Origin of the sequence: Acinetobacter sp. MD2(2019), assembly GCF_035615615.1 — a bacterium.
GTDB lineage: Bacteria > Pseudomonadota > Gammaproteobacteria > Pseudomonadales > Moraxellaceae > Acinetobacter.
Genome location: NZ_VTDU01000003.1, coordinates 103,462 through 126,572, shown reverse-complemented (window position 1 = coordinate 126,572; position 23,111 = coordinate 103,462). Strand labels below are relative to the sequence as shown.

The window sequence follows — 23,111 nt, the reverse complement described above, 5'->3', positions numbered from 1 at the left end:
ATTTTAATCTCTATTTTACCAAAGTGCCAATTGAGTACTTACGCCAGAGGTATCCACCCCACCCAATTCTGCATAATGGTACAATTGTCCAAGCAACTGGCGCAATGGTGGGCCCGATTTAGCATGCGTGTCGGTAATGACGATAAACTCTAAAACTCGAGCGCGTTCAGATTGCCGCTGTTTGCTGACGCGATAACGTGGAACATCTTGAGTCAGTAGCGTAACGTGGCCGCGTTCTAAATTCGCTTTGAGCAAGTCTTTTGCTTCAATGTTGCCATCGGTTGAGTAACTGGTCAAAATATAACGCGCATTAATGGTCGACAATAATTTCTCATAAGCCTCTTTGGCATATTTTGATGAATTATACGGACTTGGACGCTCTTTACGCCATGCACGGTCAATACCACTTTTAAAGCCTTTGGTATCTGGTGGCGGTAAATCGGCCTGATCCCAAAGCGTGAGCGAATTTAACACATGATAATTGCTGCTATAGGCATGTTGATTATATGGTGGATCTAAATAAGCCACATCCACTTCAAAACCACTCATCTGATTGGCCAAATGCTGTGCATCGACACACCACATTTCAGCCATTGGATGATTCAAATCGCCTATTTCACAAAAACGGCTAGGTGTTAGCCACAATAACGATTCAATCCGCTCTAATGCCGTTTGAGTTTTGCCCCCCCAACCATGGTGAAAACTTTTAAAGACGCCACTGGTATTACTGACAAAACTGGCCGAATACAATAACGGTGCGAGCAATGCACTCATTTCGACATCATCAATTGCGCCTTGCGCCTGCCATGTCGCAATTTGCTGACGAATGGCATCAATGCGCATGCCGTTACGGCGTTTAAAGAACAACCGATCACGCGCTGGATCGTATTCTTCATCGTTGCGTGGGCATAAATTATGCGTCACCCAACCTTTGCTTAAAGGCAAGCGATTTAAATAATCGATGGCTTTTTGATATCCACCCAATTCTTTAAATTTTGGTGCTTCAACACAGGATAAAATCGCGTGATTTAAAGCATGGCTATAAGGTTCCCAATCATTGGCAATCACACGATAACCATTTTGACGTGCCAAACGAGAAACCACGCCACTGCCTGCAAAAAAATCTGCAAAAATTGGTGCACGGTTTGCGGTTGTTTTTAATGTTCCTGTAAGCTCAAGCGCCTCTAAAATCAAATGCAACAAACGTCGCTTATTGCCTAAATACGGCACCAATTGATGAAAAAGGTATTCATCTGTGGTTCGTGCCGCGTGTCGACGTTTATGATAAACCGTTGTCTCTGAATTCATAGTGACTCTTGTGATGGCGTTAAGCTTAGGCGTAAGTCTTGCCCAAGTTGTACGACATTTTGAATGCGAAAACGCTGTTGCTGCGCCAAAGTTTGAAAATCTGCTTGAAACATGGCGCGGGCGGACTGACCTAATAATGTTGGTGCAATATAATGAATCAACTCATCGACCAAACCTTGCTGTAAAAATGCAGTACTCAAGGTTGCACCGGCTTCCACCAATACATCGTAAATTTGAAATTGTTGGCATAAGATTGCCAAGAGCGATGCTAAAGGCTGATCTGGCAATTGCGTGACACCAAGGTCTGCCAATGCTTGCCTAAATGTGCCCACCACAATAACCTGTTGCGGTTGAGCCAAAATTTTAGCCGTTAAAGGCAATTGACCTTGCCGATCTAAAATGATGCGTTTCGGTTGAACCACGTTCTCAAGCGCAACCTCAGGCAATGCTCGAACATTTAATTGACAATCATCGGCCAGAACCGTTTGAATACCTGTAATCACCGCGCCTGAAATTGCACGCCAATGCTGCACATCCTGACGCGCGGCTGTACCGGTAATCCACTTTGACTCGCCCGACTGCATGGCGGTACGACCATCTAAACTCGAAGCAATTTTCAAACGTACGTACGGCATTTGCGTTGCCATGGCTTTTAAAAAGCCCAAATTCAACTGGCGGGCGGCTTCATCACAAACACCCGACTCAACCTCAATGCCCGCATTTGCTAAAATGGCAATGCCTTTACCTGCAACCAACGGATTCGGATCTAAACAGGCCACAACAACACGTTTAAGTTGCGCTTTAACCAAAGCTTCGGCACAAGGTGGTGTTCGACCAAAATGGGCACATGGCTCTAAAGTAACGTAGGCCGTTGCCCCTTGGGCGCGGGCTTCGGCTTGTCTTAAAGCAAAAACTTCGGCATGCGGCTGCCCTGCTTGCGGATGAAAACCCTCACCAACAATGTGCCCATCTTTGACAATAACACAGCCAACATTGGGGTTGGGTTTAGTTGAATATTGTCCTTGTTGTGCAAGTTGAATTGCACGCTGCATATATTGAATATCAAGCGCTGACATTTTATTTATTATTCTCGTGTTGCATCGATTCGATATGTCGGCGAAAGGCATCAATGTCTTGGAAATCTTGATAAACCGAGGCAAAACGGACATACGCGACATGATCTAAAGCGAACAAAGATTGCATCACTATTTCACCAATGGTTCGTGAATTGACATCACGCTCGCCCAAACGGCGAATTTGTAATTGAATATCGCTTAATACCGCTTCAATTTGGTCTTGCGTAACGGGTCTTTTTTGCAAAGCATGCAAAAGTGAGCGGCGTAATTTAAGTTCATCAAAGGGTTCATTCTTACCATTGGATTTAATCACGCGCGGCATAACCACTTCATAGCTTTCAAAAGTGGTAAATCGTTCTCCACAACCCACACATTCTCGACGACGACGAATTTGACCGCCTTCGGCAGCCAAACGAGAGTCGATCACTTTACTGTCAGGCGCATTACAAAATGGACAATGCATTACAATTTTAATCAGCCAATCAATGTGTATCTAGTGTATCTAGTGTATCAAAAATCTTAGAGATACTAAATGTAGTGTTTAAAATAAAAAAACAGCCCCGAAGAGGAGCTGTTTTTTATAATCTAGATGGAATGATTATTCAACACGTTCGCCATGTTGACTCAAATCTAGACCCATACGTTCGTCATCATTTGTGACACGTAAGCCAATCACAACATCAATCACTTTTAAGATGATGAAGGTTAAGATGGCGCTATATGCAATTGTTGCAAGAACACCTTCTAATTGCACCCATAATTGATGCATAACATCCACTGGCGCTTTGTCGCCCATAATGAATGAGCTTGCAAATACACCTGTTAAAATTGCACCTGCCATACCACCAACGGCGTGTAAACCAAAGGCATCTAAAGAATCATCTGCTTTTAGAACACGTTTAAGACCAGTAATCCCCCAGAAACAAATTACGCCACCCAGTAAACCCATAATTAATGAGCCACCTACAGTTACGAAACCAGCTGCCGGTGTAATCACAACCAAACCTGCAACACCACCAGATACTGCGCCCAATACAGATGATTTACCACGAACCAGTTTTTCAACCACTGACCAAGAAATCGCAGCAGCGGCAGCAGCAACTTGTGTGGTAACTAAGGCATAACCTGCAGCACCATTTGCACCTAATGCAGATCCACCGTTGAAACCGAACCAACCCACCCAAAGTAAGCTTGCACCAATCACAGTCAACACAAGGTTGTGCGGCGCCATTGATTCTTTGCCAAGGCCGATACGTTTACCCACAACATAGGCTGCGACTAAACCTGCAACACCAGAGTTGATGTGAACGACTGTACCACCAGCAAAATCAAGTGCACCGTCTGTACCTAACCAGCCGCCGCCCCAAACCCAGTGCGTAATTGGCGCATAAACAACAATGACCCAAATGGTGATAAATGCGATAAATGCACCGAATTTCATACGTTCAGCGATAGAACCACTAATAATGGCAACCGTGATAATCGCGAATGTCATTTGGAAAATAACAAACAGAATTTCAGGAATTGTGCCTTGTAAGGATTCTGTTGTAATGCCAGACAGCATCAGTTTACTTAAGCCACCAACAAAGGAATTACCTGTGTCGAATGCCAAGGTATAACCAATCACAACCCAAACAATACTCACCACGGCAGCAGCCATAAAACTGTGGGCCATAGTGGCTAATACATTCTTTTTACGAACCATACCACCGTAGAACAATGCCAAACCTGGAATGGTCATTAACAGAACTAAAGCTGTTGAAATCAAGATCCAAGCGGTATCACCTGTATCTAATTTGGCAACCGGTGCAGCAGCTGTCGCTTCAGAAGCTGCGGCGGTTTCTGCAGTTGCAGGCGTACTTGCTTCAGCAGCAGATTCTGTCGCAGCTGCAGCAGCAGTATTTACCAAACTAATTTCAACGCGGCGAGCACTTTCAGTTGTTCCAGCGGTAATATCATCTGGTTTTTGTAATACAATTTTGTCTGCTGCAACACCAGCTGCAACTAAGCTATCTTTGACTTTTTCTGCACGTTCTTTGGCAATTTTTTTATTACTTTCTGCATCGCCTGTACTGTCTACAAAGCCGCTGAGCTGAAAACTCGCTTCAGGATGTGCTTTGGCATAATCAACAATACTTTTAATACCTGCATCATCCGCACTGACATTGGTTTTACCTAAAGCAAATTCAATTTGTGCAGCTTGAAAACCTGCAACCGATACAGCAGCAGGTGTAGGCGTTGTGGTTTCAGCATAGCTGGCAACCGAAGTAAATAAAGCACCAGACAAACTGAGCGCCATAATTATTTTTTTCATGTATTTCCCCCAACCTATTTTTGCGAGTTAAATTGTACTCAGCAAACTTTATGCCAAATTAAACTGCATCTGACCCAGTTTCACCGGTACGGATACGAATAACTTGCTCTAGATTGGTTACGAAAATCTTACCGTCACCAATTTTACCTGTGCTTGCAACACGGGTAATCGACTCAATGACTGAGTCGACCATTTCATCACTAATTGCAATTTCAATTTTGACTTTAGGTAAAAAATCAACAACGTACTCAGCACCACGGTAAAGTTCAGTATGGCCTTTTTGACGACCAAAACCCTTCACTTCTGTGACCGTGATACCTTGAACACCAATTTCTGATAATGCTTCACGCACATCATCTAATTTAAATGGTTTTACAATAGCAGTTACGAGCTTCATGTTTTTTTCCTTCGGCTTATTTTTCAGCTGTAAGGTTTTATGTTCAATTTCCATGCCAATATCCCTGCGGTTGGAGGAATACAGAAATATGGCATTTCTATTCATACTTATACCTTATTTTTATATTTTAGTTGAGCGCGTTAAAAAAAATCCTGTTTTTTTATTTTATTTTTTGAAAAATCAGTTTATATCAATGTCATGATAAACTAAGACCATCTTATACGTGCTGAGTTAAAGCCCATGTTAGAATCCCTATTACAAGCCATTTTGGCGCAAATTGAACAACCCAAAAAAGATGTAGAGCACAATTTAAGAGCATTATTAAATGAAGCAATCGAACAAATGGATTTGGTCTCTAAAAATGAAATTGATCGACAAAAAAACCATTTAAAACTCGCTAATGCACGCTTAGATGCCTTACAACAACAAGTCGACTTACTTGAACTTAAACTACAGCAACACACAAAAGCACTTTAATTGTGCATTAAAAACAACGATGACAAATAAAATAAGCACCAAAATGGAACATAATAATGTCTTTCGCCAAAATTTACACACGCGGTGTGTTGGGATTAAACGCACCACTGATTGAAGTAGAAGTCCATGTCAGTCAAGGTTTACCATCTTTAACCATTGTCGGCTTGCCAGAAGCAGCCGTGCGCGAAAGTAAAGACCGCGTACGTTCTGCCATCATTAATAGTGGATTTCAATTTCCAACTAAACGCCTAACCATCAATCTTGCACCGGCCGATTTACCCAAAGATGGGGCGCGACTGGACCTGCCTATTGCCTTAGGTATTTTAATTGCCTCAGGACAACTTCCCGAAACAGAAATAGATCAATTTGAATTTGTGGGTGAATTGGCCTTAGATGGTCAGCTTCGCCCCATTTCTAGTGCATTAACCATTGCCCTTGCCTGCCAAAAACAACAACGCCAATTAATGTTACCTTTGGCAAATTTAACGGAAGCCAGCCAAGTTCAACCGTTAACACTGTATCCGGCACCCAATTTACAAGCAGTTTGTGGGCATTTTTTAGGACAACAAAAACTGTCTGTGGCCACACAACAACCACTCAGCTTAGCGCAAAATTCTTTAGCCGACTTATCGGATGTTAAAGGGCAGCTTCGACCACGACGTGCCTTAGAAATTGCAGCCGCAGGTGGGCATTCACTTCTTTTTAGAGGCCCGCCGGGCACAGGCAAAACCTTATTGGCATCCCGCTTAGCCAGCATTCTGCCACCATTAAGTCAGGATGAAAGCTTGACGGTTGCAAGCATTCATTCAATTGCACAGCAGCCTTATCAATTTGGACAACGTCCCTACCGCTCACCACACCATACTGCTTCAGCAATTGCCTTGGTTGGTGGTGGATCATCTCCAAAACCTGGTGAAATTACACTGGCACACCACGGCGTATTATTTCTTGATGAGTTGCCTGAGTTTGACCGTAAAGTGCTCGAAGTATTACGCCAACCCTTAGAAAGTAAAGAAATTATTATTTCTAGAGCTGCACGTCAGATCACCTTTCCTGCAGCATTTCAACTGATTGCCGCAATGAACCCATGCCCATGCGGCTATGCGTTTAATCAAGACAGTCGCTGCCAATGCTCGGCAGAAAGTATCAAACGATATCAAAATCGTATATCTGGCCCATTGCTTGATCGGATTGATCTTCATATCGATGTTCCACCTCTATCTAATCAAGATTTACAAAGTAGCCAAATTCCAGAAAGTTCAAAGGTTGTGCGCCAACGGGTTATACAGGCCTATCAACAGCAAATGCAGCGACAAAAAGCTCCCAATCATGCTTTATCGAGCACACAACTTGAGCAGGTTGCTACTTTATCTGACAGCAGCAAAAATATGCTTGCCTTAGCACAACAACGTTTAAATTTGTCTGCGCGTGGCTATCATCGAGTTTTGCGTGTAGCGCGAACCATTGCCGATCTCGCACAAAGCGAGCATATTTCGAGTGAACATCTATCAGAGGCATTGTCTTATCGGAGTCCATTTCAAAACTAGAGACCAAATAAAAAAGACCACTTACGAAAAGTGGTCTTTTGTTTTTTATAAAACTACTTATATTTAGAATGCTTTAGTTAAAGTAAAGACTGCACCCGTGTCTACGCCACGGTTTGCTGTGTGGTCATAATTATCAATATTTGTTCCTACTGCATCAAGTTCGGCAGTTAAACCCGAAATAGATTTAACGTTATAAGTTACGCCGACTTTCCAATCAAAAAAGTCTTTATCAGTCGCATCGCCACTTGCATTATAGCTGTAAATATTTTTATCTGCTTTGCTATAACCAACACTTGCCACACCACCAAAGCCAGTATCTGCAAATGGTACTGAATAGGCTAAATTAAAGTTCCAATTTGAGACTTTTTTACCATCAACTTTACCAGCACTACCACCATATTGATTGGTATAAGAAATACTTGGAACTAAACTATCACCTTTTACCATTGCATCGGCAAAAGCAAGTTTCGCATAAAGCTCAGGCCAGTTAATATTGCCACCGCTAGGATAGTTATAGTAAACCACACCCACATCTAAATTTGGTTTCATTGAACCTAAGCTTAGTGGGGTTGTAAAACCAATTGTTGGATCTAGTTCCAAATGCGCCTTTGTTCCTGCACCAAAGTCGACATTGGATGCAAATGCAGAAAAATAAAGTCCCGAACTATGTGCAAGAGTAAATGAGCCTTGAATTGCAGGGTCATTTTCTGTTTGCGATTGTCCACGCCAACGATAGTCACTAGTTAAAGCCACATTACCGCTGAATGTTAAGCCATATGCTGCAAGCGCATTGTCTTCTGCGAAGGCTGCGGTTGACAATGTCGATACGGCGATTGCTGCTGCGATTAAATGTTTCATTATTCATCCCTCGAAGGTGATTTGTACTTGTTAAATTTGCAAATTAATAAGCATTTTTCATACCAACATATCAGTAAAATTAAGTACTCACTGATACCATTAAAGTGTAACACTATTTTATAAAGACATAAAATCAATATAAATTAATAACTTAATTAAATTTATTCAATAAAAAAGCACTTCATGTTTTATTTTGTGAAAAAAAATTTGATCAAGGTATTCTTTTTATTATAGATTAGATGTACATTTTGTTACCAATTGCACATTATCCTGCAACAAAATATTTTTTCACCTTTCAGGGGCAGCCAATGCTAAATCTACCTAAGCTACCATTAGTTCTTCTTATTCAAGCATTGCTTGTTTCTCCAGCATTTGCAAGCGAGCAAAGCGAGTCCAAAGGACTTGTAGATGATGCCTCTGCATCGGTTCTGTTACGTACGGGTTTTATCGACCGTGATAAAAAAAATGTAAATCCTGGTGATGATACTCGATCTTCAGTTCAATCGGTAATGCTTAATGCTGAAACAGGCTTTACTCAAGGTACTGTTGGTTTTGCTGCAGGTGTAGTCGGTGATTTCTCGTTTAAATTAGGCGATAACAAGCATTCTGGCAACAACATGGTTCCACGCGATTCAAATGGTAATCCATATGACCAATGGACTCGTGGTGGTGCATATGCCAAAGTACGCGCATCAAATACAACCTTAACTTATGGTACGCAAATTCTTGATATTCCAGTACTTGCAAGTAATACTGCACGTATGGTTCCTGAATATTTTACTGGTACACTTTTAACCAGCCATGAAGTCAAAGACTTAGAAGTGATTGCAGGTAAATTCACTAAAAATCAAATGTCCGACCAAATTAGCACAGACAAAGATGCTTCAGGCAACAGCCTAAAACGCGCTTATGTTTGGGGTGCAAAATATAAATTTAATGACCAATTCAATGCATCTTATTATGGTTTAGACAGCAAAGATAAATTAGACCGTCATTACGCAGATTTAAACTATAAATTACCACTTGCTGACAAAAATTCATTAACTTTTGACTTAAGTGGTTACCATACGAAATGGGATAAAGATGCAGGCGCATCATCAGCAAAAGCTGATGTAAACCCGTCTGATCGTTCAAACAATATTTGGGCTTTCTCAACAACTTATAATCAAGGACCACACAGCGTGATGTTGGCTTACCAACAAAGCACTGGCAACACTGGTTATGCGTATGGTGAAAATGCTGATGGCTTCCAAAGTATTTACCTACCAAACTCTTACCTTTCTGACTTTAACGGTCGTGGTGAAAAGTCTGCACAAGTTCAATATAGCGTAGACTTCAGTGATTATGGCGTACCTGGCTTATCTTGGACGTCTGCTTACGTTTATGGTTGGGATATCGATACCAAAACAACGAGTAATGCTAAAGAACGTGAATTCTTTAACCAAGTAAAATATACCGTTCAGTCTGGTTTTGCTAAAGGTGCAAGTCTTCGTTTACGCGAATCTATCTATCGTACAGATTCTGCATATTCAAATGATTACTATATGCCGAGCACCAATGAAACACGTATCTTCCTTGATATTCCTGTGAAATTTTTCTAATTTCAGCTAAAAATATCATGACTGTGCCTTCGTGCACTAAAAAGTCCCATCCTTGAGATGGGATTTTTTTATTTCTTTTGAACCAATACATCTAGCGTGATGCAGTACAGTCAAATGCTGTATCCAAGGAAATTTTTATGATTTACAAATATTTAAAATAAAAAAACCTACACATAGTGTAGGTTTTTTTCAGAGCAAAAAATCTTATTTTTTCGCCGCTTCAATCGCTTTTAGCACTTCGGCTTTAGCAACGTCTGCACCTTCCCAACCTGAAATTTTAACCCATTTCCCAGGCTCTAAATCTTTATAGTGCGCAAAGAAATGCTCAACTTGGTTAATGAGTAATGCAGGAAGATCGGTATATTCTTTAACATCTTTATATAAAGGTGAAAGTTTTTCGTGTGGCACAGCAATCAGTTTTGCATCAATCCCGCCATCATCTTCCATGTTCAATTTACCGACTGGACGACAACGAATCACTGAACCTGCAGCCACTGGATATGGCGTCACCACCAACACGTCTAACGGATCGCCATCTTCAGACAAAGTATTTGGTACATAGCCGTAGTTTGCTGGATAGAACATTGCTGTACCCATAAAACGGTCTACAAACAATGCATCTGAATCTTTGTCGATTTCATATTTGATTGGTGCTGCATTGGCAGGAATTTCAATGATGACATAAATGTCATTTGGTGCATCTTTACCTGCTGGAATATTGCTATAACTCATGATCGTACTCTTTTAAGTCAGCCAGTTAAAATGCTTGAAACATAATTTTATTTCAAGCAGATGGATGGAAAAGGATTATACCGATTACCGGATTACTTTCTAATAGTCTTTCAATAAATATCTTTTTTGCACCTATTTTGGGCAAAAATTTAATTTAATTTTACTGCTAAGCATAAAGATGAATAATCAACACCAGTAATAATATAGGGCAAGCCATAGACAAAAACCACACGATTGAACGTAACGTGGCCCAATTGGCCAGATAACACATCCCATAAATGATGCGTAACACAATATACGCCCAGCCAAATAGACTCACCACATGCTGATCTAGCACCATATATTCCGCCATTAAAATGGCTGCAATAAATAAAGGTAAGCTTTCAAAACTATTTTGTTGAGCTGCATTGGCGCGAGCGGCGACGCCTGTGGCTTTGGCCAAGAATTCACGCGGCTGCTGATTATCTTTTGGTTTAAAACCTGCTGTCATTTTGGCAATGAGGGTAAACGCGTAAGGGAGTAAACATGCACTTAGAATCAAATAGATAATGCCACTGATGCTTTGCATCTTATAAATCTCTTAGAGTTGCCAGACAGATATTTCATCATAGCATGGCTTTTCTTGCAATTTTTCGGTTAAATATAATGATTTGTATTCTTTTATTTTGAGACCATGATGAGCGACCAAGACCAAACAACCCTGCTAAATGCCTTAGAACAGCAAGCACGTGCTCAACGTAAAATGAATCAGATTTTAAAAATCGTACTGCCGATTACGGCATTTTTAATTAGCATGATTTGTGCAAATTTCAATTGGCAATCGACACTAGGCACATTTGTGATGCTCACTATTGCTTTTTGGGCGGTCGCTATTCGCCAATGGTCGCTTTGGATTTGGCTTGCACTGACGATTGTCTATAGTTTGGTGGATAATTATTTTAGCTATCAACATGCATTCGATTTTCCACATTTTAAAATGCAATTATCAGGCATGTTGCCCTTTTTGGTGATTATTCACTTTGCTCGCCCTTATTTAGACCAAATGATGCTCAAAAAAGAGGCATAAAAAAAGACCGAGAATTCGGTCTTTTTTTTAAACACTTTATTTAGTCTGGTTGCGCAGTTCTTTACGCAAAATTTTCCCTACATTCGATTTCGGTAAATCATCCATAAATTCGACATAGCGCGGGCGTTTATAACCAGTCAGATTTTGCTTAGCGTACGCCAACAATTCTTCGGTGGTTAAGGATTGATCTTTTTTCACCACGAACAGTTTTGGAACTTCACCCGATTTTTCATCTGGCACACCAATCGCGGCCACTTCCAGAACTTTTGGATGATGAGCAATGACTTCTTCAATTTCGTTTGGATAAACGTTAAAGCCAGACACCAAAATCATGTCTTTTTTACGGTCTACAATTTTAATATAGCCGCGCTCATCCATCACGCCAATATCGCCAGTGCGGAAATAACCATCTTGAGTCATGACTTTTTCAGTTTCATCGGGACGGTTCCAATAGCCTTTCATCACCTGCGGCCCACGAATACCAATTTCTCCGCGCTCGCCCAATGGAACTTCATTGCCATCATCATCTAAAATTGCCACATCGGTTGAAGGCACAGGAATACCAATCGCGCCTGAAAAATCTTCCGATACAGGCGGGTTAAATACCGCCACCGGTGAGGTTTCAGATAAACCATAACCTTCATGAATGGTAATACCAGTATATTTTTTCCATGCTTCAGCTGTCGATGGCAATACCGCCATGCCGCCACCCACTGCTATTTGCATTTTGCTATGGTCAAGCTGTCTAAAGCTTTCATTATTAATCAAAGCATTAAATAAGGTATTTACGCCAGGGAATAACGTTGGCTTAAATTTATCAATTTCTTTAATTAAAGCTGGTAAATCACGTGGATTTGCAATCAGCAAGTTGGTTGCACCTTGGCAAATACCATACAGTTCACACACGGTGAACGCTAAAATATGATAAAGCGGCAAAGCCGAAATTAAACGGAAATCGTCAATTGGTTCTTGGCTGAACTTGCTGTCAAATAAGTTTTGAATTTGCAGCATGTTGGCAATTAAATTGCGATGGGTTAATTCTGCTCCCTTCGCCACACCGGTAGTTCCGCCGGTATATTGTAAAACCGCCAAATCGCTAAGCGTCAGCGTTGGGCGCTTATACGCGCTTGGGCTAACTTTGCTGATTGCATCATTAAATGAAATATGGTGAGGAATATTCCATGCTGGAATTTGTTTACGCACGCTGCGTAAAACAAAGTTCACAATATTGCCTTTAATGAATCCGAGCATGTCGCCCACTGAAGCAACCACAACATGCTTCACTGGCGTTTTACCTAAGATTTTTTCATACACTGACGCAAAATTTTCAATAATCAGCAGCGCTTCTACACCAGCATCGTTTAACTGATGTTCTAATTCTCGCGCGGTGTATAAAGGATTCACGTTCACAAGCACATAACCTGCGCGAATAATCCCTAAACTTGCAACAGGATATTGCAATACATTCGGCATCATTACTGCCACGCGCGCGCCTTTAGATAAACCTAAGCTTTGCAAATATGCCGCAAATTTGCGACTGGCCAGTTCAAGTTCATCGTAGGTGATCTTTTTATCCATAAAAACAAAAGCATCACGCGTACTGTATTTTTTTAAATTACTTTCAAAAACATCAACTAAAGACGTGTTTTCAGCAGGTAAAGTAATTTTATCTTGAATGCCTGTTTTTTTATATTCGTCAAACCAAATTTTTTCCATAATGCCTTTTATCTCCGTCCTACATGTTTCCGTTATATTCTTGGCAAGGTCTTTGTTTATAACCATACCATATTTAACGTATTTATGAAGAACCTTGCTAGGTTTATCTTTGAACAATAAGTTTATTGGCTTTTTGATAGCCACGTGGTAAAAGTTGTCCTTTGGTCGCACGTTTTCCAATATATTTTTGCAAGTCATCGGCCTTTAATTTCAACTGCTGTTGTCCTGCTATGACCTGCAACGTATCGCTCAATTCTAATAAAGTAAATGCAATTATCGTTTCGCCTTGTGCCAATTGCATCAGCTTGTTGCCCTTACCTTTGTTTAAAACCGGCAATTCTGCAAGCTCAATCAATAGCAATTTACCCGCAGAACTTAACACCGCAACGTGGGTAAAATGATGGATTACCGACACAGGTAAAATTTGCGAATCATCCGGTAAAGTTAAGAAGGCTTTTCCTGCTTTTGCGTTGGTATCCAATGCAATGGCTGGGGCTTTAAAGCCGTAGCCGGCATCGCTCATCACCAACAGCGCTTGCTGGTCATCTGCCACTAAAACTTGAACAAAATTAACCCCAGTTGCAGGCGACAATTTAGAACTTATCGGTTCACCCAAACCTCGTGCCGAAGGTAAACTGTTAATTGGCAAGGCATAGCTGCGCCCTGCACTGTCCATCACATAAACGCGTTGATTGGTTTTACCCACGGTATGACTTAAGTATTGATCGCCAGCACGATAATTTAAACTTGGCGCATCGACATCTGCACCTTTGGCCGCACGAATCCATCCCGCTTCAGACAAAACCACAGTTACGGTTTCAGCCGGTAACAAATCTTGTTCTTTAATTTGAACGGCTTCGTCACGTTGTACAATCGCTGAACGGCGGTCATCACCAAATTTTTTCGCATCGTCTTTGAGTTCATCAATCATTAAGCTTTTTAATGATTCTGGATTGGCCAATTGTTCACGAATAATTGCCGCTTTGGCAGCCAATTCGTCTTGTTCTTGGCGAATCTCCATTTCTTCAAGTTTGGCCAAATGGCGTAACTTTAATTCTAAAATGGCTTCAGCTTGAATATCATCAATATTAAACCGCTGCATAAGCACGGGTTTGGGCTGATCTTCTTCACGGATAATTTGAATAACGGTGTCGATATCCAAATACGCAATCAGTAAACCTGCCAAAATATGTAGACGTTTTTCAATTTTATTTAAATGATACTGCAAACGGCGAGTGATGGTCTGTTTGCGAATTTCAATCCACTCAAGCAAAACCTGACGAATCGATTTCACTTGAGGGCGACCATCGGCACCAATCATGTTCATATTGACACGATAACTCGATTCTAAATCGGTGGTGGCAAATAAATGGCTCATGACTTGGTCGGCATCGACCCGATTCGAACGCAGTACAATCACCAACCGCGTTGGATTACGATGATCTGATTCATCGCGAATATCGCTCACCAACGGTAATTTTTTGGCCTGCATTTGGTCGGCAATTTGGGTAATGACTTTTGAACCAGACACCTGATATGGCAAATGCTGAATCACAATCTCATTTTTTTCAACCACATATACCGCACGCATGCGGTAACTGCCACGCCCTGTAATTTGAAGCTTTAACAGCTCTTCTGGCGGAGTAATAATTTCCGCCTGTGTCGGCAAATCTGGGCCGGGAATATATTCAGCGACTTTTTGGTCGGTCAAATTCGGATTACGGACTAAAGCAATGGTGCCTTTAATGACTTCACGTAAGTTATGGGGCGGGATGTCAGTTGCCATACCCACCGCAATGCCGGTTGTGCCGTTTAATAAAATATTGGGCACACGTGCTGGCAGATGCAGCGGCTCTTTTAATGAACCATCGAAGTTGTCTTGCCAATCGCAGGTGCCTTGCCCTAATTCAGACAATAACACTTCGCTATATTGCGACAATTTGGCTTCGGTATAACGCATTGCGGCAAACGATTTTGGATCGTCAGGTGAACCCCAGTTGCCTTGTCCTTCAACAAAAGGATAACGATAGCTAAATGGCTGCGCCATTAAGACCATAGCTTCATAACAGGCAGAATCGCCATGCGGATGGTATTTACCTAATACATCCCCCACAGTACGGGCCGATTTTTTGGGTTTGCTGCTAAATTTTAGCCCAAGTTCACTCATCGCATACACAATACGACGCTGTACAGGCTTCAAACCATCACTAATGTGTGGCAATGCACGATCCATGATCACGTACATGGCATAGTTTAAATAAGCTTGTTCGGTAAATTCCGCTATGGAACGGTTTTCTGTCGCTTGGTGCGAAAGGCTTGTCATAAAAATAGAACCTATAAGGACGCTTAGACCAATTTCATTCGCTAAAGTGATATTTAACTAGATTGCAGGACAAACGTAAATTAAAACGCTGTGTGAATCTTCTCTTTGCCTAATTTTTAGATGTATAACCCAATATTTCCATCATTTTATTGTATTTTTTAGCAATTTTCGATTCAAACTCAATCCATGTTTAGATTGAGATGAATCTACACGTCTTACAAACCAATGGACTCGAGTGTTTTACCTTTGGTTTCTTCGCCCAAAATAACAATAATTGCAGCCACCGCAATCAGCACCAAAGTAAACATCATAAAGACCTGTTGAAAGCCATGTTCGGCAACCATTAAATGGGTCACGGCTAAAGGCGCAACAATGCCGCCAATCCGACCAATTGCCGATGCCCACCCCGAACCAAATGCGCGAATATTGGTGGGATATTGTTCGGGCGTATAAGTATATAAAACGCCCCATGCACCTAAATTAAAAAACGACATTAAACAGCCCCACAACATAATACTGCTGTCGGAGTTCGCTTGACCAAAAAAATACGCACATAAAGCACATAAGCCAATAAAGCCTGCCAAGGTTGGTTTGCGCCCTAATTTTTCGACCAACCACGATGCAACCACATAACCCGGAAGTTGGGCTAAAATCATAAATAAAACATATTCAAACGATTTTACAATGTCGTAACCTTGTTTAAGTAACAAACTCGGCAACCAAGTAAAAATACCGTAATAGGAAAACACAATGCCAAACCACACCAACCACAGCATAAGGCTGCGTTTACGCAAGTTTTTTTGCCACAACTGTGCAAAAGAAACTTTGTGCTGATGCGCAACCGTAACCACTTCAATGTCGTCAATAACATCAACACCTGCTTGGCGCTCTAAGCTTTGCACCAACCGATGTGCTTCATGAATCCGCCCACGATGAATTAAATAAGGAATCGATTCAGGGATGTTTTTTAAAATCACTAAAATATAAAACACAGGAAGGCCGCCAATTAAAAAGGCCAAGTGCCAACCAAATTGAGGAATCACAAAATAAGAAATACAGGCTGCGAGTAACCAGCCTAAACCCCAAAAACTTTCAAGTAATACAATAAAGCGACCACGTACCTGTGCCGGAATATATTCACTAACCAAAGTAACCGCAACCGGCAGTTGACCGCCCAAGCCAAGCCCAACCACAAAACGAAATGCAAGTAACCATGTTAAGTTCGGAGCAAATGCACACGCGGCGGTGGCTAAACTATAAATACACAATGTGCTTGCAAATAATGTTTTGCGGCCAAAACGGTCCGCCAACGCGCCTGAAAGTACCGCACCAATGGCCATACCAATAAAACCAATACTAATAATCCAACCACTTTCGGCAGGACTTAAACTCCAATCCTTGACCATTTTTGCCATGATAAAGGCAATCATGCCAGTATCCATTGCATCAAACATCCAACCTAAGCCCACCACCCATAGCAACCGATAATGAAATTTTCCAATGGGTAAGCGTTGTACTCGAGAAATTATATCCATAGTTTTATGCTCTGATGTGGCATTGTGCTGGTACAGATTCAAATAACGTTTTATTCATCCTTAGACGATGCCGAATGGTGATCGTCATCTTGATAAATAAATTTAGGCATTTCTAAACCAAAATAAATGGCAATAACACGTAAACTAAAGCCAAAGGCAAGCGTGGTAATAATGGTCGCCTCCAAAGCCAAACCGACTTTGGTACATAGCCAATAGCAAATTACAGACACAAAGGAAATGCTGGCATACAGTTCTCTACGGAAAACCAAGGGAATATCATTACACAAAATATCGCGTAAAATTCCGCCAGAAACACCCGTTAACACCCCTGCAACCGATGCAACCACAAAACCCTGCCCCATTTGTAATGCAATTTGGCAGCCAATAATGGTGAAACCAATCAGGCCTAAAGCATCTAATAATAAGAAAATAGAATGCATATGTTTCATCCATTTGGCAATCACAATCGTGAATAATGCCGCACAGCAAGTCAGCACCAAATATTCAGGATGTTTCACCCAACCTAATGGATAATGCCCCAGCAACACATCACGCACCGAACCACCGCCCAGTGCCGTCACACATGCAATGAGCACTACGCCAAACCAATCCATACTGCGCCGACCTGCCGAAAGTGCGCCTGTCATCGCTTCGGCAGTAATTGCAATAATATAAATAAAGGTTAACAGCATCGGTTCAATCTCGGGCAGGCAAATGTGGCGCTATTTTACGAGATTAGCGAATAAAAGTAGCACAACAATGCTTAAATTTTTTCTCGGAACCACATAAACAGGCGTGTTTCATGCTTGGGAAGGTTTGAAGCGTCGGGTCGATGAAATACCATGCGTTTTGATGTTTTACAAAATAAGATTGTTCATGATGAATGCGCGCTTGGCCATCGGAATAATAGGCTTTAAATTCCACCATGGCGTGAGATGCATCGACACGAGGCACGCTGTTTAAAATTTCAAGCTGTTGCCATGCATTGTCTATACTCCACGATAACAACGCCGCACGATCTAACTGTGCCTGCTGGCCTATGGCGGTTGTCGCAACAATATAATCGACCTGTTGTTTGGCAAATGCGCTATAACGCGAACGCATCAGTTGTTCTGCTGTTTCAGCCTTGGCTTTGCCCAAATGTAGCGGCTCACAGCAGCTGCTATATTGACCTTGTCCACACGGACAATGGGTGAATTCCATAATAAAATAGCCCTTTTTTAAAGGGCTATTTTAAAGAGCAAGCAGCACTTTGCAAAGTGCCGCTTGGGGTTATTCCGACACGGCTTGCTCGGGCACAATATGAACTTTTTCGATTTTATGTCCATCCATGGTTACAATTTCAAAACTATATCCATCGATTTTCACAACATCGCCATTTTCGGGTAACCGGCCTAAATGTAAGAGCAAATAACCTGAAAGTGTGGAATATTCTTCACTGTCATCGACCAAGTTTTGCCCAAGCAATAATGACACATGACGAATATCGGTTGAACCTTCTAACATCAATGAGCCATCTTCTAAACTCTCTGCTGCTGCTTCAAGTTCATCTTCGTCAGGGAACTCACCGGCAATGGCCTCTAAAATATCAATTGGTGTCACCACACCTTCAATTGAACCATATTCATTTAAAACAATCGCCATTTGCAAAGGTGCTTTACGCAATTGTTCCATCACCATCAGCACATTGGCATTTTCATGCACAATCATCGGTTCACGGATGTGCGTGGCAAATTCCAAACGCTCGGTTTCAATATAATCGTTTAGAATTTTATGGGTCAATGCAATACCGGCTAAATTATCCAACTCGCCATGGGCAAACACTAAGCGCGAATGGGTCATTTGCATTAATTGTTCTTTAACCGCTTCGGCAGGTTCATCTAAATCAATCCACTCTAAATCGGGGCGTGGTGTCATCACCGATTTAACCGGACGTTCAGACAACCCCAACACACCTTGCACCATCACGCTATGGTAAGCACTGTTTTCGCCATCGAATAATTCTTCCGCTAGCGCTTGAGTGGCTAATACATCGGTGTCATGGGCTGTTGGTTCATTGCTTGCACTATTGCCACCAAGCATACGCATGACCGCTGAAGCGGTTTTATAACGTAAGTCGGTGGTGGTGACTAATTTTTCTTGGTTACGGCGTGTGACCTGATTCAAGGCTTCAATCAACACCGAGAAGCCAATGGCAGCATATAAATAGCCTTTTGGAATATGATAGCCAAAGCCTTCAACCAATAATGAGAAACCAATCATCATTAAAAAGCCCAGACACAGCATGACCACGGTTGGATGTTTGTTCACAAACTCCATGAGTGGTTTCGATGCCCACATCATGATGCCGACCGCAATCATCACGGCAATCATCATCACTGGCAGATGTTTCACCATACCGACCGCAGTAATCACGCTGTCTAGCGAGAACACCGCATCAAGCACCACAATTTGGACAATCACCATCCAAAATGTGGCATGTACAGGATTCTCTTCTTTTAAATGTGTGCGACCTTCGAGGCGTTCATGCAATTCCATGGTGCCTTTAAACAGCAGGAACACACCACCAAACAGCAGAATTAAACTGTGGCCTGAAAAAGGATGCCCAAAAAGATGAAACAGCGGTTGGTCGAGCGTGACAATCCACGCAATCGATGCCAACAACACCATACGCATACATAGCGCAAAGGTTAAACCGACAATTCGCGCGGTATTACGTTGTTCAGGTGGAAGTTTTTCTGCCAAAATTGCAATAAAAACGAGGTTATCAATACCTAAAACAATTTCTAGAACAACCAAAGTTGCAAGGCCTACCCATGCAGAAGGGTCCGACATCCATTCAAACATCAGTGATTACCCTCTATTAATGGCTTGGCATCCGATTTGATATGCATAAAAGAACAAAAAGACCCGCACAGTTGGGTCAAATTTTTTATTGTGGAAAAAGAATATCGCGAGTGACTACAACCACTACTCATATTGATCTATACGTTGTGAATCGAATTTTTAGTATAGGCAAGATTTTTTAGAAATTCATCATTTTTTATCCACTTTATTCTGCTTTTATTTTGCAATTTGTAGCTTAACTGCATGCATCGCAAGAAATTTCGCCGCCATGCGTCTGATTTTTTCTACAAAAGATGCACAAATATCTTGTATCACCCAGCGCAAGCCCAGTTAAATTGTCATAGTACTTGCTTAATCTGATAACAGAAATCATGATAAGGCTAAACTCAACAATGAATAGTGCGATGGATATGAGTAAAAATTTAGGAAAAGAGACCGTAGAAAATGTACAACCGCTTATCGCATTATATTGTGGATCACGTGTTGGCAATAAAGCAATTTATCTAGAAAGTGCCATAGAACTTGCCGAAGGCTTGGCACAGCACGGATTTGGAATTGTTTATGGCGGTGCAAGCATTGGCTTAATGGGTCAAGTGGCAGATACTGTTTTAGAAAACGGTGGCGATGTAATTGGCGTGATTCCTGAATTTATGTTGGATTACGAAATTGCCAATGATCGATTAACTGAATTACACATTGTACAAAGTATGCATGAACGTAAAGCGCTCATGGCAGAACGTTCAAGTGCTTTTGTTGCGCTGCCAGGTGGATTAGGCACTTTTGAAGAAATTCTAGAAATTGCCACATGGGGACAACTTGAGCAGCACCAAAAACCAATGATGTTATATAACGTCAATGGTTTTTATAACGCGCTGATTAGCCAATTAGACCATGCCGTTGCTGAAGGTTTTCTACCGCCACAGCACCGTGCCAAATTGATTGTTTGCCAAACCTTAGCCGATATTTACGCCAACATTCAGTACTTAAAAGAATCTGAACTGGTTTAAATAAAATTTAATCGCAGAGTAAAGCGTGTTTAAATGTCACGCTTTACTTTTTTTATTACACCACCTAAAAAGCTGTTCTAGCGTTTAACATTAAATTAATGGATTGATTTCATCTAAGTATTTGGTCGCTTCAAAGCGCATAAAATCATAATCGGCGATGCCGTGAATAAAGAACGGATCCTGCGCCATAATCTGCTTGGCTTCTGTCACTGAATCGACCAACACAATAATCACCCCACCAATCCGGTTTTCGCGGCGCCCAGACACTAAAAATTTCTTTTGTGCATAATACGTGTCTAAAAATGCAAGATGCTCAGTTAAAACCGCGTCAACATCGGCCAGTGGTTTTTTATAACTGAGTGTGACCACAATCATTTTTTTAACTCCATTTTTTAATCTTTTGATTTCAACCAAAGTACCCTTCAAAATAAATCACTTACTTTGGATATTGGTATAGCATGCAAAAAAATAATATCCCCGCAGGGATGTTATTAAAATTTATGCTAAGGCTTGTGTCATCTGTTGCAGCCAAGTTTTGGCATCGCCTGTGACATAAGGCGATAACTTATCCCAAACTTCGGCATGGTATGCATTCAACCAAGCCAGTTCAGATGTGTTCAGCAAAGTTAAATCGATACAACGATAATCAAACGGGCATAAGGTCAAATTTTCGAAATATAAAAAGTTGCCATAACCGGTATTGGCATTTGGCATCGGCTGATTGACCACCAAATTTTCTAAGCGAATGCCCCATTGCCCCTCACGATACAAACCCGGTTCGTTCGAGGTAATCATGCCGGCTTTCATGCCGGAATGTGCAGTAATTGGCGCGTAATACGACAAAACTTGCGGCCCTTCATGCACATTTAAGGCAAACCCCACCCCATGACCTGTACCATGTCGATAATCCAACTGCGCTTGCCATAATTCTTTACGGCAAATACTGTCAAGCAATGGCGCGGCAATGCCTTCTGGAAATACTGTTTGTGCCAATGCAATATGCGCTTTTAGAACCAGCGTATAGTCGCGAGATTGTGCAGGCGTTGGTTGTCCAATCGGAATGACACGGGTGATGTCGGTTGTACCTGCCACATATTGACCACCAGAATCGATCAGCAGTAAACCTTGCCCATCAATCACTGAAAAAGCATCTTTTGTTGCGCGATAATGCGGTAACGCGCCATTTTCATTAAAGCCTGCAATGGTGGCAAAACTGAGGCCTAAAAAGCCTTTTTGCTTGGCGCGAAATGCGGTGAGGTGCTCATCAATATCCAGCTCAGTCACTGTTTCTTTAGCTGCCAAAGCCTGTTCAAACCATGAAAAAAATTCGACCAGTGCCACACCATCTTGCAGCATGGTTTGGCGCATATTTTCTATTTCAAGCGGGCTTTTTTGTGCTTTAAACACACTACTTGGATTAAGTTCGCGCACGATCTGAATATGGCTTGGGCACGCTTCGACATGTGCAATCGACACTTTTGCCGCATCAATCCATAAACGTTGAATGGCTAAATTTTGCAGTACCGATTGGGTGTGCGTATACGGTAAAATTTGAATGCCATCTGCAATTAATGCCGCCTGAAGTGCTGAATTCAGTTTCACTGCATCTACAAATAAAATGGCGGTGTGCTGGTCTAAATAAAAATGAGCCAAAAACACAGGATTAAATTCAACATCGGCACCGCGTAAATTCAGCAACCATGCAATATCATCTAAGGCGGAAATAAAATGTCCATCGCAATTTTTTTGCGTTAACGCCTGCCGCACCGCAGCAATTTTTTCCTGTCGTGAGATCGCAATGGCATGTTCGGGCAACGCATAGATTGGTGCTTGCGGTAAATTCGGACGCTGTGTCCAAATCGCTGCGATTAAATCTAAATCGTTACGTAACTGATAACGTAAACCTAATTGCTGCGTCAATTGCGCATAGATTTGCGCAGATATAACAGCGCCATCCATGGCAATGCTGGCCTGTTCTGGCAAATGCTGTTGCAACCAAAATATATAACTGCTGTTGGGATCGGGCGTTTGCTTTTGTAAAGTAATGCCTGTGCCTTCAAGCTGCTTTGCCGCCTGTACCCAATAGCGGCCATCGACCCATAAACCAGCTTCATTTGCTGTAATGACTAAGGTACCCACCGACCCGGTAAAGCCAGATACCCAACTTCGGCTTTGCCAATGTTCGGGTAAATATTCTGACATGTGCGGGTCGGCACTAGGAATAATATAAGCATCTACACCATGGCTTTGCATTTCTTTGCGCAGTTGTGCCAAACGTGTTTGAACACACAATTCTTGGTTTTGCAT

At 41.7% G+C, this 23,111-nt stretch carries 21 protein-coding genes; 5 read left to right on the top strand and 16 right to left on the bottom strand.

The window, feature by feature from the left end:
- Positions 1–15: 15 nt before the first annotated feature.
- The 5 genes from I2F62_RS02925 to glnK all read right to left on the bottom strand — a co-directional run bounded on the left by I2F62_RS02925 (position 16) and on the right by glnK (position 5,095).
- Complete coding sequence (locus I2F62_RS02925; protein ID WP_324625525.1) at positions 16–1,308, bottom strand: DNA adenine methylase; 1,293 nt, start codon at positions 1,306–1,308, stop codon at positions 16–18.
- Positions 1,305–2,384 (bottom strand): bifunctional diaminohydroxyphosphoribosylaminopyrimidine deaminase/5-amino-6-(5-phosphoribosylamino)uracil reductase RibD, encoded by a 1,080-nt coding sequence (gene ribD / locus I2F62_RS02920; RefSeq protein ID WP_324625524.1) that lies wholly within the window; start codon positions 2,382–2,384, stop codon positions 1,305–1,307. The genes I2F62_RS02925 and ribD overlap by 4 nt, the downstream gene beginning before the upstream one ends.
- A 1-nt stretch (position 2,385) precedes the next feature.
- Positions 2,386–2,847, bottom strand: a complete 462-nt coding sequence (nrdR, locus tag I2F62_RS02915) for a transcriptional regulator NrdR (RefSeq protein ID WP_324625523.1) — start codon at positions 2,845–2,847, stop codon at positions 2,386–2,388.
- Positions 2,848–2,982: 135 nt separating this feature from the next.
- Positions 2,983–4,698 (bottom strand): ammonium transporter, encoded by a 1,716-nt coding sequence (amt, locus tag I2F62_RS02910; protein ID WP_420713704.1) that lies wholly within the window; start codon positions 4,696–4,698, stop codon positions 2,983–2,985.
- Positions 4,699–4,756: 58 nt separating this feature from the next.
- Positions 4,757–5,095: a P-II family nitrogen regulator gene (gene glnK / locus I2F62_RS02900; RefSeq protein WP_324625522.1), complete on the bottom strand. Its 339-nt coding sequence runs from the start codon at positions 5,093–5,095 to the stop codon at positions 4,757–4,759.
- 240 nt (positions 5,096–5,335) lie between these two features.
- On the opposite strand from glnK, the gene I2F62_RS02895 reads away from it, so the two are divergent.
- The gene (locus I2F62_RS02895; protein WP_324625521.1) at positions 5,336–5,572 is read left to right on the top strand and encodes an accessory factor UbiK family protein; all 237 of its coding nucleotides are present in this window, start codon (positions 5,336–5,338) and stop codon (positions 5,570–5,572) included.
- A gap of 56 nt (positions 5,573–5,628) precedes the next feature.
- A complete protein-coding gene (locus tag I2F62_RS02890; protein WP_324625520.1) occupies positions 5,629–7,119 on the top strand; it encodes a YifB family Mg chelatase-like AAA ATPase in 1,491 nt (496 codons plus the stop codon).
- 63 nt (positions 7,120–7,182) lie between these two features.
- On the opposite strand, the gene I2F62_RS02885 is transcribed toward I2F62_RS02890, so the two are convergent.
- Positions 7,183–7,977 carry a TorF family putative porin gene (locus tag I2F62_RS02885; RefSeq protein ID WP_324625519.1) on the bottom strand — a complete coding sequence of 265 codons (795 nt, stop codon included), beginning with the start codon at positions 7,975–7,977 and terminating at the stop codon, positions 7,183–7,185.
- Positions 7,978–8,285: 308 nt separating this feature from the next.
- On the opposite strand from I2F62_RS02885, the gene I2F62_RS02880 reads away from it, so the two are divergent.
- On the top strand, positions 8,286–9,578 hold the full coding sequence (locus tag I2F62_RS02880; RefSeq protein ID WP_324625518.1) for an OprD family outer membrane porin: 1,293 nt from the start codon (positions 8,286–8,288) through the stop codon (positions 9,576–9,578).
- Positions 9,579–9,782: 204 nt separating this feature from the next.
- On the opposite strand, the gene ppa is transcribed toward I2F62_RS02880, so the two are convergent.
- Together ppa and I2F62_RS02870 are read right to left on the bottom strand one after the other, a co-directional pair.
- Complete coding sequence (gene ppa / locus I2F62_RS02875; protein ID WP_324625517.1) at positions 9,783–10,310, bottom strand: inorganic diphosphatase; 528 nt, start codon at positions 10,308–10,310, stop codon at positions 9,783–9,785.
- Positions 10,311–10,476: 166 nt separating this feature from the next.
- Entirely contained in the window at positions 10,477–10,878 is a 402-nt protein-coding gene (locus tag I2F62_RS02870; RefSeq protein WP_324625516.1) for an MAPEG family protein, read from the bottom strand.
- Positions 10,879–10,986: 108 nt separating this feature from the next.
- On the opposite strand from I2F62_RS02870, the gene I2F62_RS02865 reads away from it, so the two are divergent.
- Positions 10,987–11,376, top strand: coding sequence for a hypothetical protein (locus I2F62_RS02865; protein WP_324625515.1), 390 nt, complete (start codon positions 10,987–10,989; stop codon positions 11,374–11,376).
- A 36-nt stretch (positions 11,377–11,412) separates the two neighbouring features.
- On the opposite strand, the gene I2F62_RS02860 is transcribed toward I2F62_RS02865, so the two are convergent.
- The 6 genes from I2F62_RS02860 to I2F62_RS02835 all read right to left on the bottom strand — a co-directional run bounded on the left by I2F62_RS02860 (position 11,413) and on the right by I2F62_RS02835 (position 19,800).
- Positions 11,413–13,092 (bottom strand): AMP-binding protein, encoded by a 1,680-nt coding sequence (locus I2F62_RS02860; RefSeq protein ID WP_324625514.1) that lies wholly within the window; start codon positions 13,090–13,092, stop codon positions 11,413–11,415.
- A 103-nt stretch (positions 13,093–13,195) separates the two neighbouring features.
- Positions 13,196–15,415 (bottom strand): DNA topoisomerase IV subunit A, encoded by a 2,220-nt coding sequence (parC, locus tag I2F62_RS02855; RefSeq protein WP_324625513.1) that lies wholly within the window; start codon positions 15,413–15,415, stop codon positions 13,196–13,198.
- Positions 15,416–15,630: 215 nt separating this feature from the next.
- Positions 15,631–16,950: an MFS transporter gene (locus I2F62_RS02850; RefSeq protein ID WP_324625512.1), complete on the bottom strand. Its 1,320-nt coding sequence runs from the start codon at positions 16,948–16,950 to the stop codon at positions 15,631–15,633.
- Between the two features lie 50 nt (positions 16,951–17,000).
- Positions 17,001–17,642, bottom strand: coding sequence for a trimeric intracellular cation channel family protein (locus tag I2F62_RS02845; RefSeq protein ID WP_324625511.1), 642 nt, complete (start codon positions 17,640–17,642; stop codon positions 17,001–17,003).
- A 43-nt stretch (positions 17,643–17,685) separates the two neighbouring features.
- On the bottom strand, positions 17,686–18,156 hold the full coding sequence (locus tag I2F62_RS02840) for a YchJ family protein (protein WP_420713707.1): 471 nt from the start codon (positions 18,154–18,156) through the stop codon (positions 17,686–17,688).
- Positions 18,157–18,222: 66 nt separating this feature from the next.
- Positions 18,223–19,800: a TerC family protein gene (locus tag I2F62_RS02835; RefSeq protein WP_324625576.1), complete on the bottom strand. Its 1,578-nt coding sequence runs from the start codon at positions 19,798–19,800 to the stop codon at positions 18,223–18,225.
- Positions 19,801–20,189: 389 nt separating this feature from the next.
- Here I2F62_RS02835 and I2F62_RS02830 point away from each other — a divergent pair, with 389 nt between their 5' ends.
- Positions 20,190–20,804 carry a TIGR00730 family Rossman fold protein gene (locus I2F62_RS02830; protein WP_324625509.1) on the top strand — a complete coding sequence of 205 codons (615 nt, stop codon included), beginning with the start codon at positions 20,190–20,192 and terminating at the stop codon, positions 20,802–20,804.
- A 90-nt stretch (positions 20,805–20,894) separates the two neighbouring features.
- On the opposite strand, the gene I2F62_RS02825 is transcribed toward I2F62_RS02830, so the two are convergent.
- Positions 20,895–21,179, bottom strand: a complete 285-nt coding sequence (locus tag I2F62_RS02825; RefSeq protein WP_324625508.1) for a YciI family protein — start codon at positions 21,177–21,179, stop codon at positions 20,895–20,897.
- Positions 21,180–21,302: 123 nt separating this feature from the next.
- Positions 21,303–23,111: an aminopeptidase P family protein gene (locus tag I2F62_RS02820; RefSeq protein ID WP_324625507.1), complete on the bottom strand. Its 1,809-nt coding sequence runs from the start codon at positions 23,109–23,111 to the stop codon at positions 21,303–21,305.

Excerpts from the sequence above, each read along its gene's own strand:
- I2F62_RS02925 (WP_324625525.1), bottom strand. The coding sequence starts at position 1,308 with ATGAATTCAGAGACAACGGTTTATCATAAACGTCGACACGCGGCACGA.
- ribD (WP_324625524.1), bottom strand. The coding sequence starts at position 2,384 with ATGTCAGCGCTTGATATTCAATATATGCAGCGTGCAATTCAACTTGCA.
- nrdR (WP_324625523.1), bottom strand. The coding sequence starts at position 2,847 with ATGCATTGTCCATTTTGTAATGCGCCTGACAGTAAAGTGATCGACTCT.
- amt (WP_420713704.1), bottom strand. The coding sequence starts at position 4,698 with ATGAAAAAAATAATTATGGCGCTCAGTTTGTCTGGTGCTTTATTTACT.
- glnK (WP_324625522.1), bottom strand. The coding sequence starts at position 5,095 with ATGAAGCTCGTAACTGCTATTGTAAAACCATTTAAATTAGATGATGTG.
- I2F62_RS02895 (WP_324625521.1), top strand. The coding sequence starts at position 5,336 with ATGTTAGAATCCCTATTACAAGCCATTTTGGCGCAAATTGAACAACCC.
- I2F62_RS02890 (WP_324625520.1), top strand. The coding sequence starts at position 5,629 with ATGTCTTTCGCCAAAATTTACACACGCGGTGTGTTGGGATTAAACGCA.
- I2F62_RS02885 (WP_324625519.1), bottom strand. The coding sequence starts at position 7,977 with ATGAAACATTTAATCGCAGCAGCAATCGCCGTATCGACATTGTCAACC.
- I2F62_RS02880 (WP_324625518.1), top strand. The coding sequence starts at position 8,286 with ATGCTAAATCTACCTAAGCTACCATTAGTTCTTCTTATTCAAGCATTG.
- ppa (WP_324625517.1), bottom strand. The coding sequence starts at position 10,310 with ATGAGTTATAGCAATATTCCAGCAGGTAAAGATGCACCAAATGACATT.
- I2F62_RS02870 (WP_324625516.1), bottom strand. The coding sequence starts at position 10,878 with ATGCAAAGCATCAGTGGCATTATCTATTTGATTCTAAGTGCATGTTTA.
- I2F62_RS02865 (WP_324625515.1), top strand. The coding sequence starts at position 10,987 with ATGAGCGACCAAGACCAAACAACCCTGCTAAATGCCTTAGAACAGCAA.
- I2F62_RS02860 (WP_324625514.1), bottom strand. The coding sequence starts at position 13,092 with ATGGAAAAAATTTGGTTTGACGAATATAAAAAAACAGGCATTCAAGAT.
- parC (WP_324625513.1), bottom strand. The coding sequence starts at position 15,415 with ATGACAAGCCTTTCGCACCAAGCGACAGAAAACCGTTCCATAGCGGAA.
- I2F62_RS02850 (WP_324625512.1), bottom strand. The coding sequence starts at position 16,950 with ATGGATATAATTTCTCGAGTACAACGCTTACCCATTGGAAAATTTCAT.
- I2F62_RS02845 (WP_324625511.1), bottom strand. The coding sequence starts at position 17,642 with ATGCTGTTAACCTTTATTTATATTATTGCAATTACTGCCGAAGCGATG.
- I2F62_RS02830 (WP_324625509.1), top strand. The coding sequence starts at position 20,190 with ATGAATAGTGCGATGGATATGAGTAAAAATTTAGGAAAAGAGACCGTA.
- I2F62_RS02825 (WP_324625508.1), bottom strand. The coding sequence starts at position 21,179 with ATGATTGTGGTCACACTCAGTTATAAAAAACCACTGGCCGATGTTGAC.
- I2F62_RS02820 (WP_324625507.1), bottom strand. The coding sequence starts at position 23,111 with ATGCAAAACCAAGAATTGTGTGTTCAAACACGTTTGGCACAACTGCGC.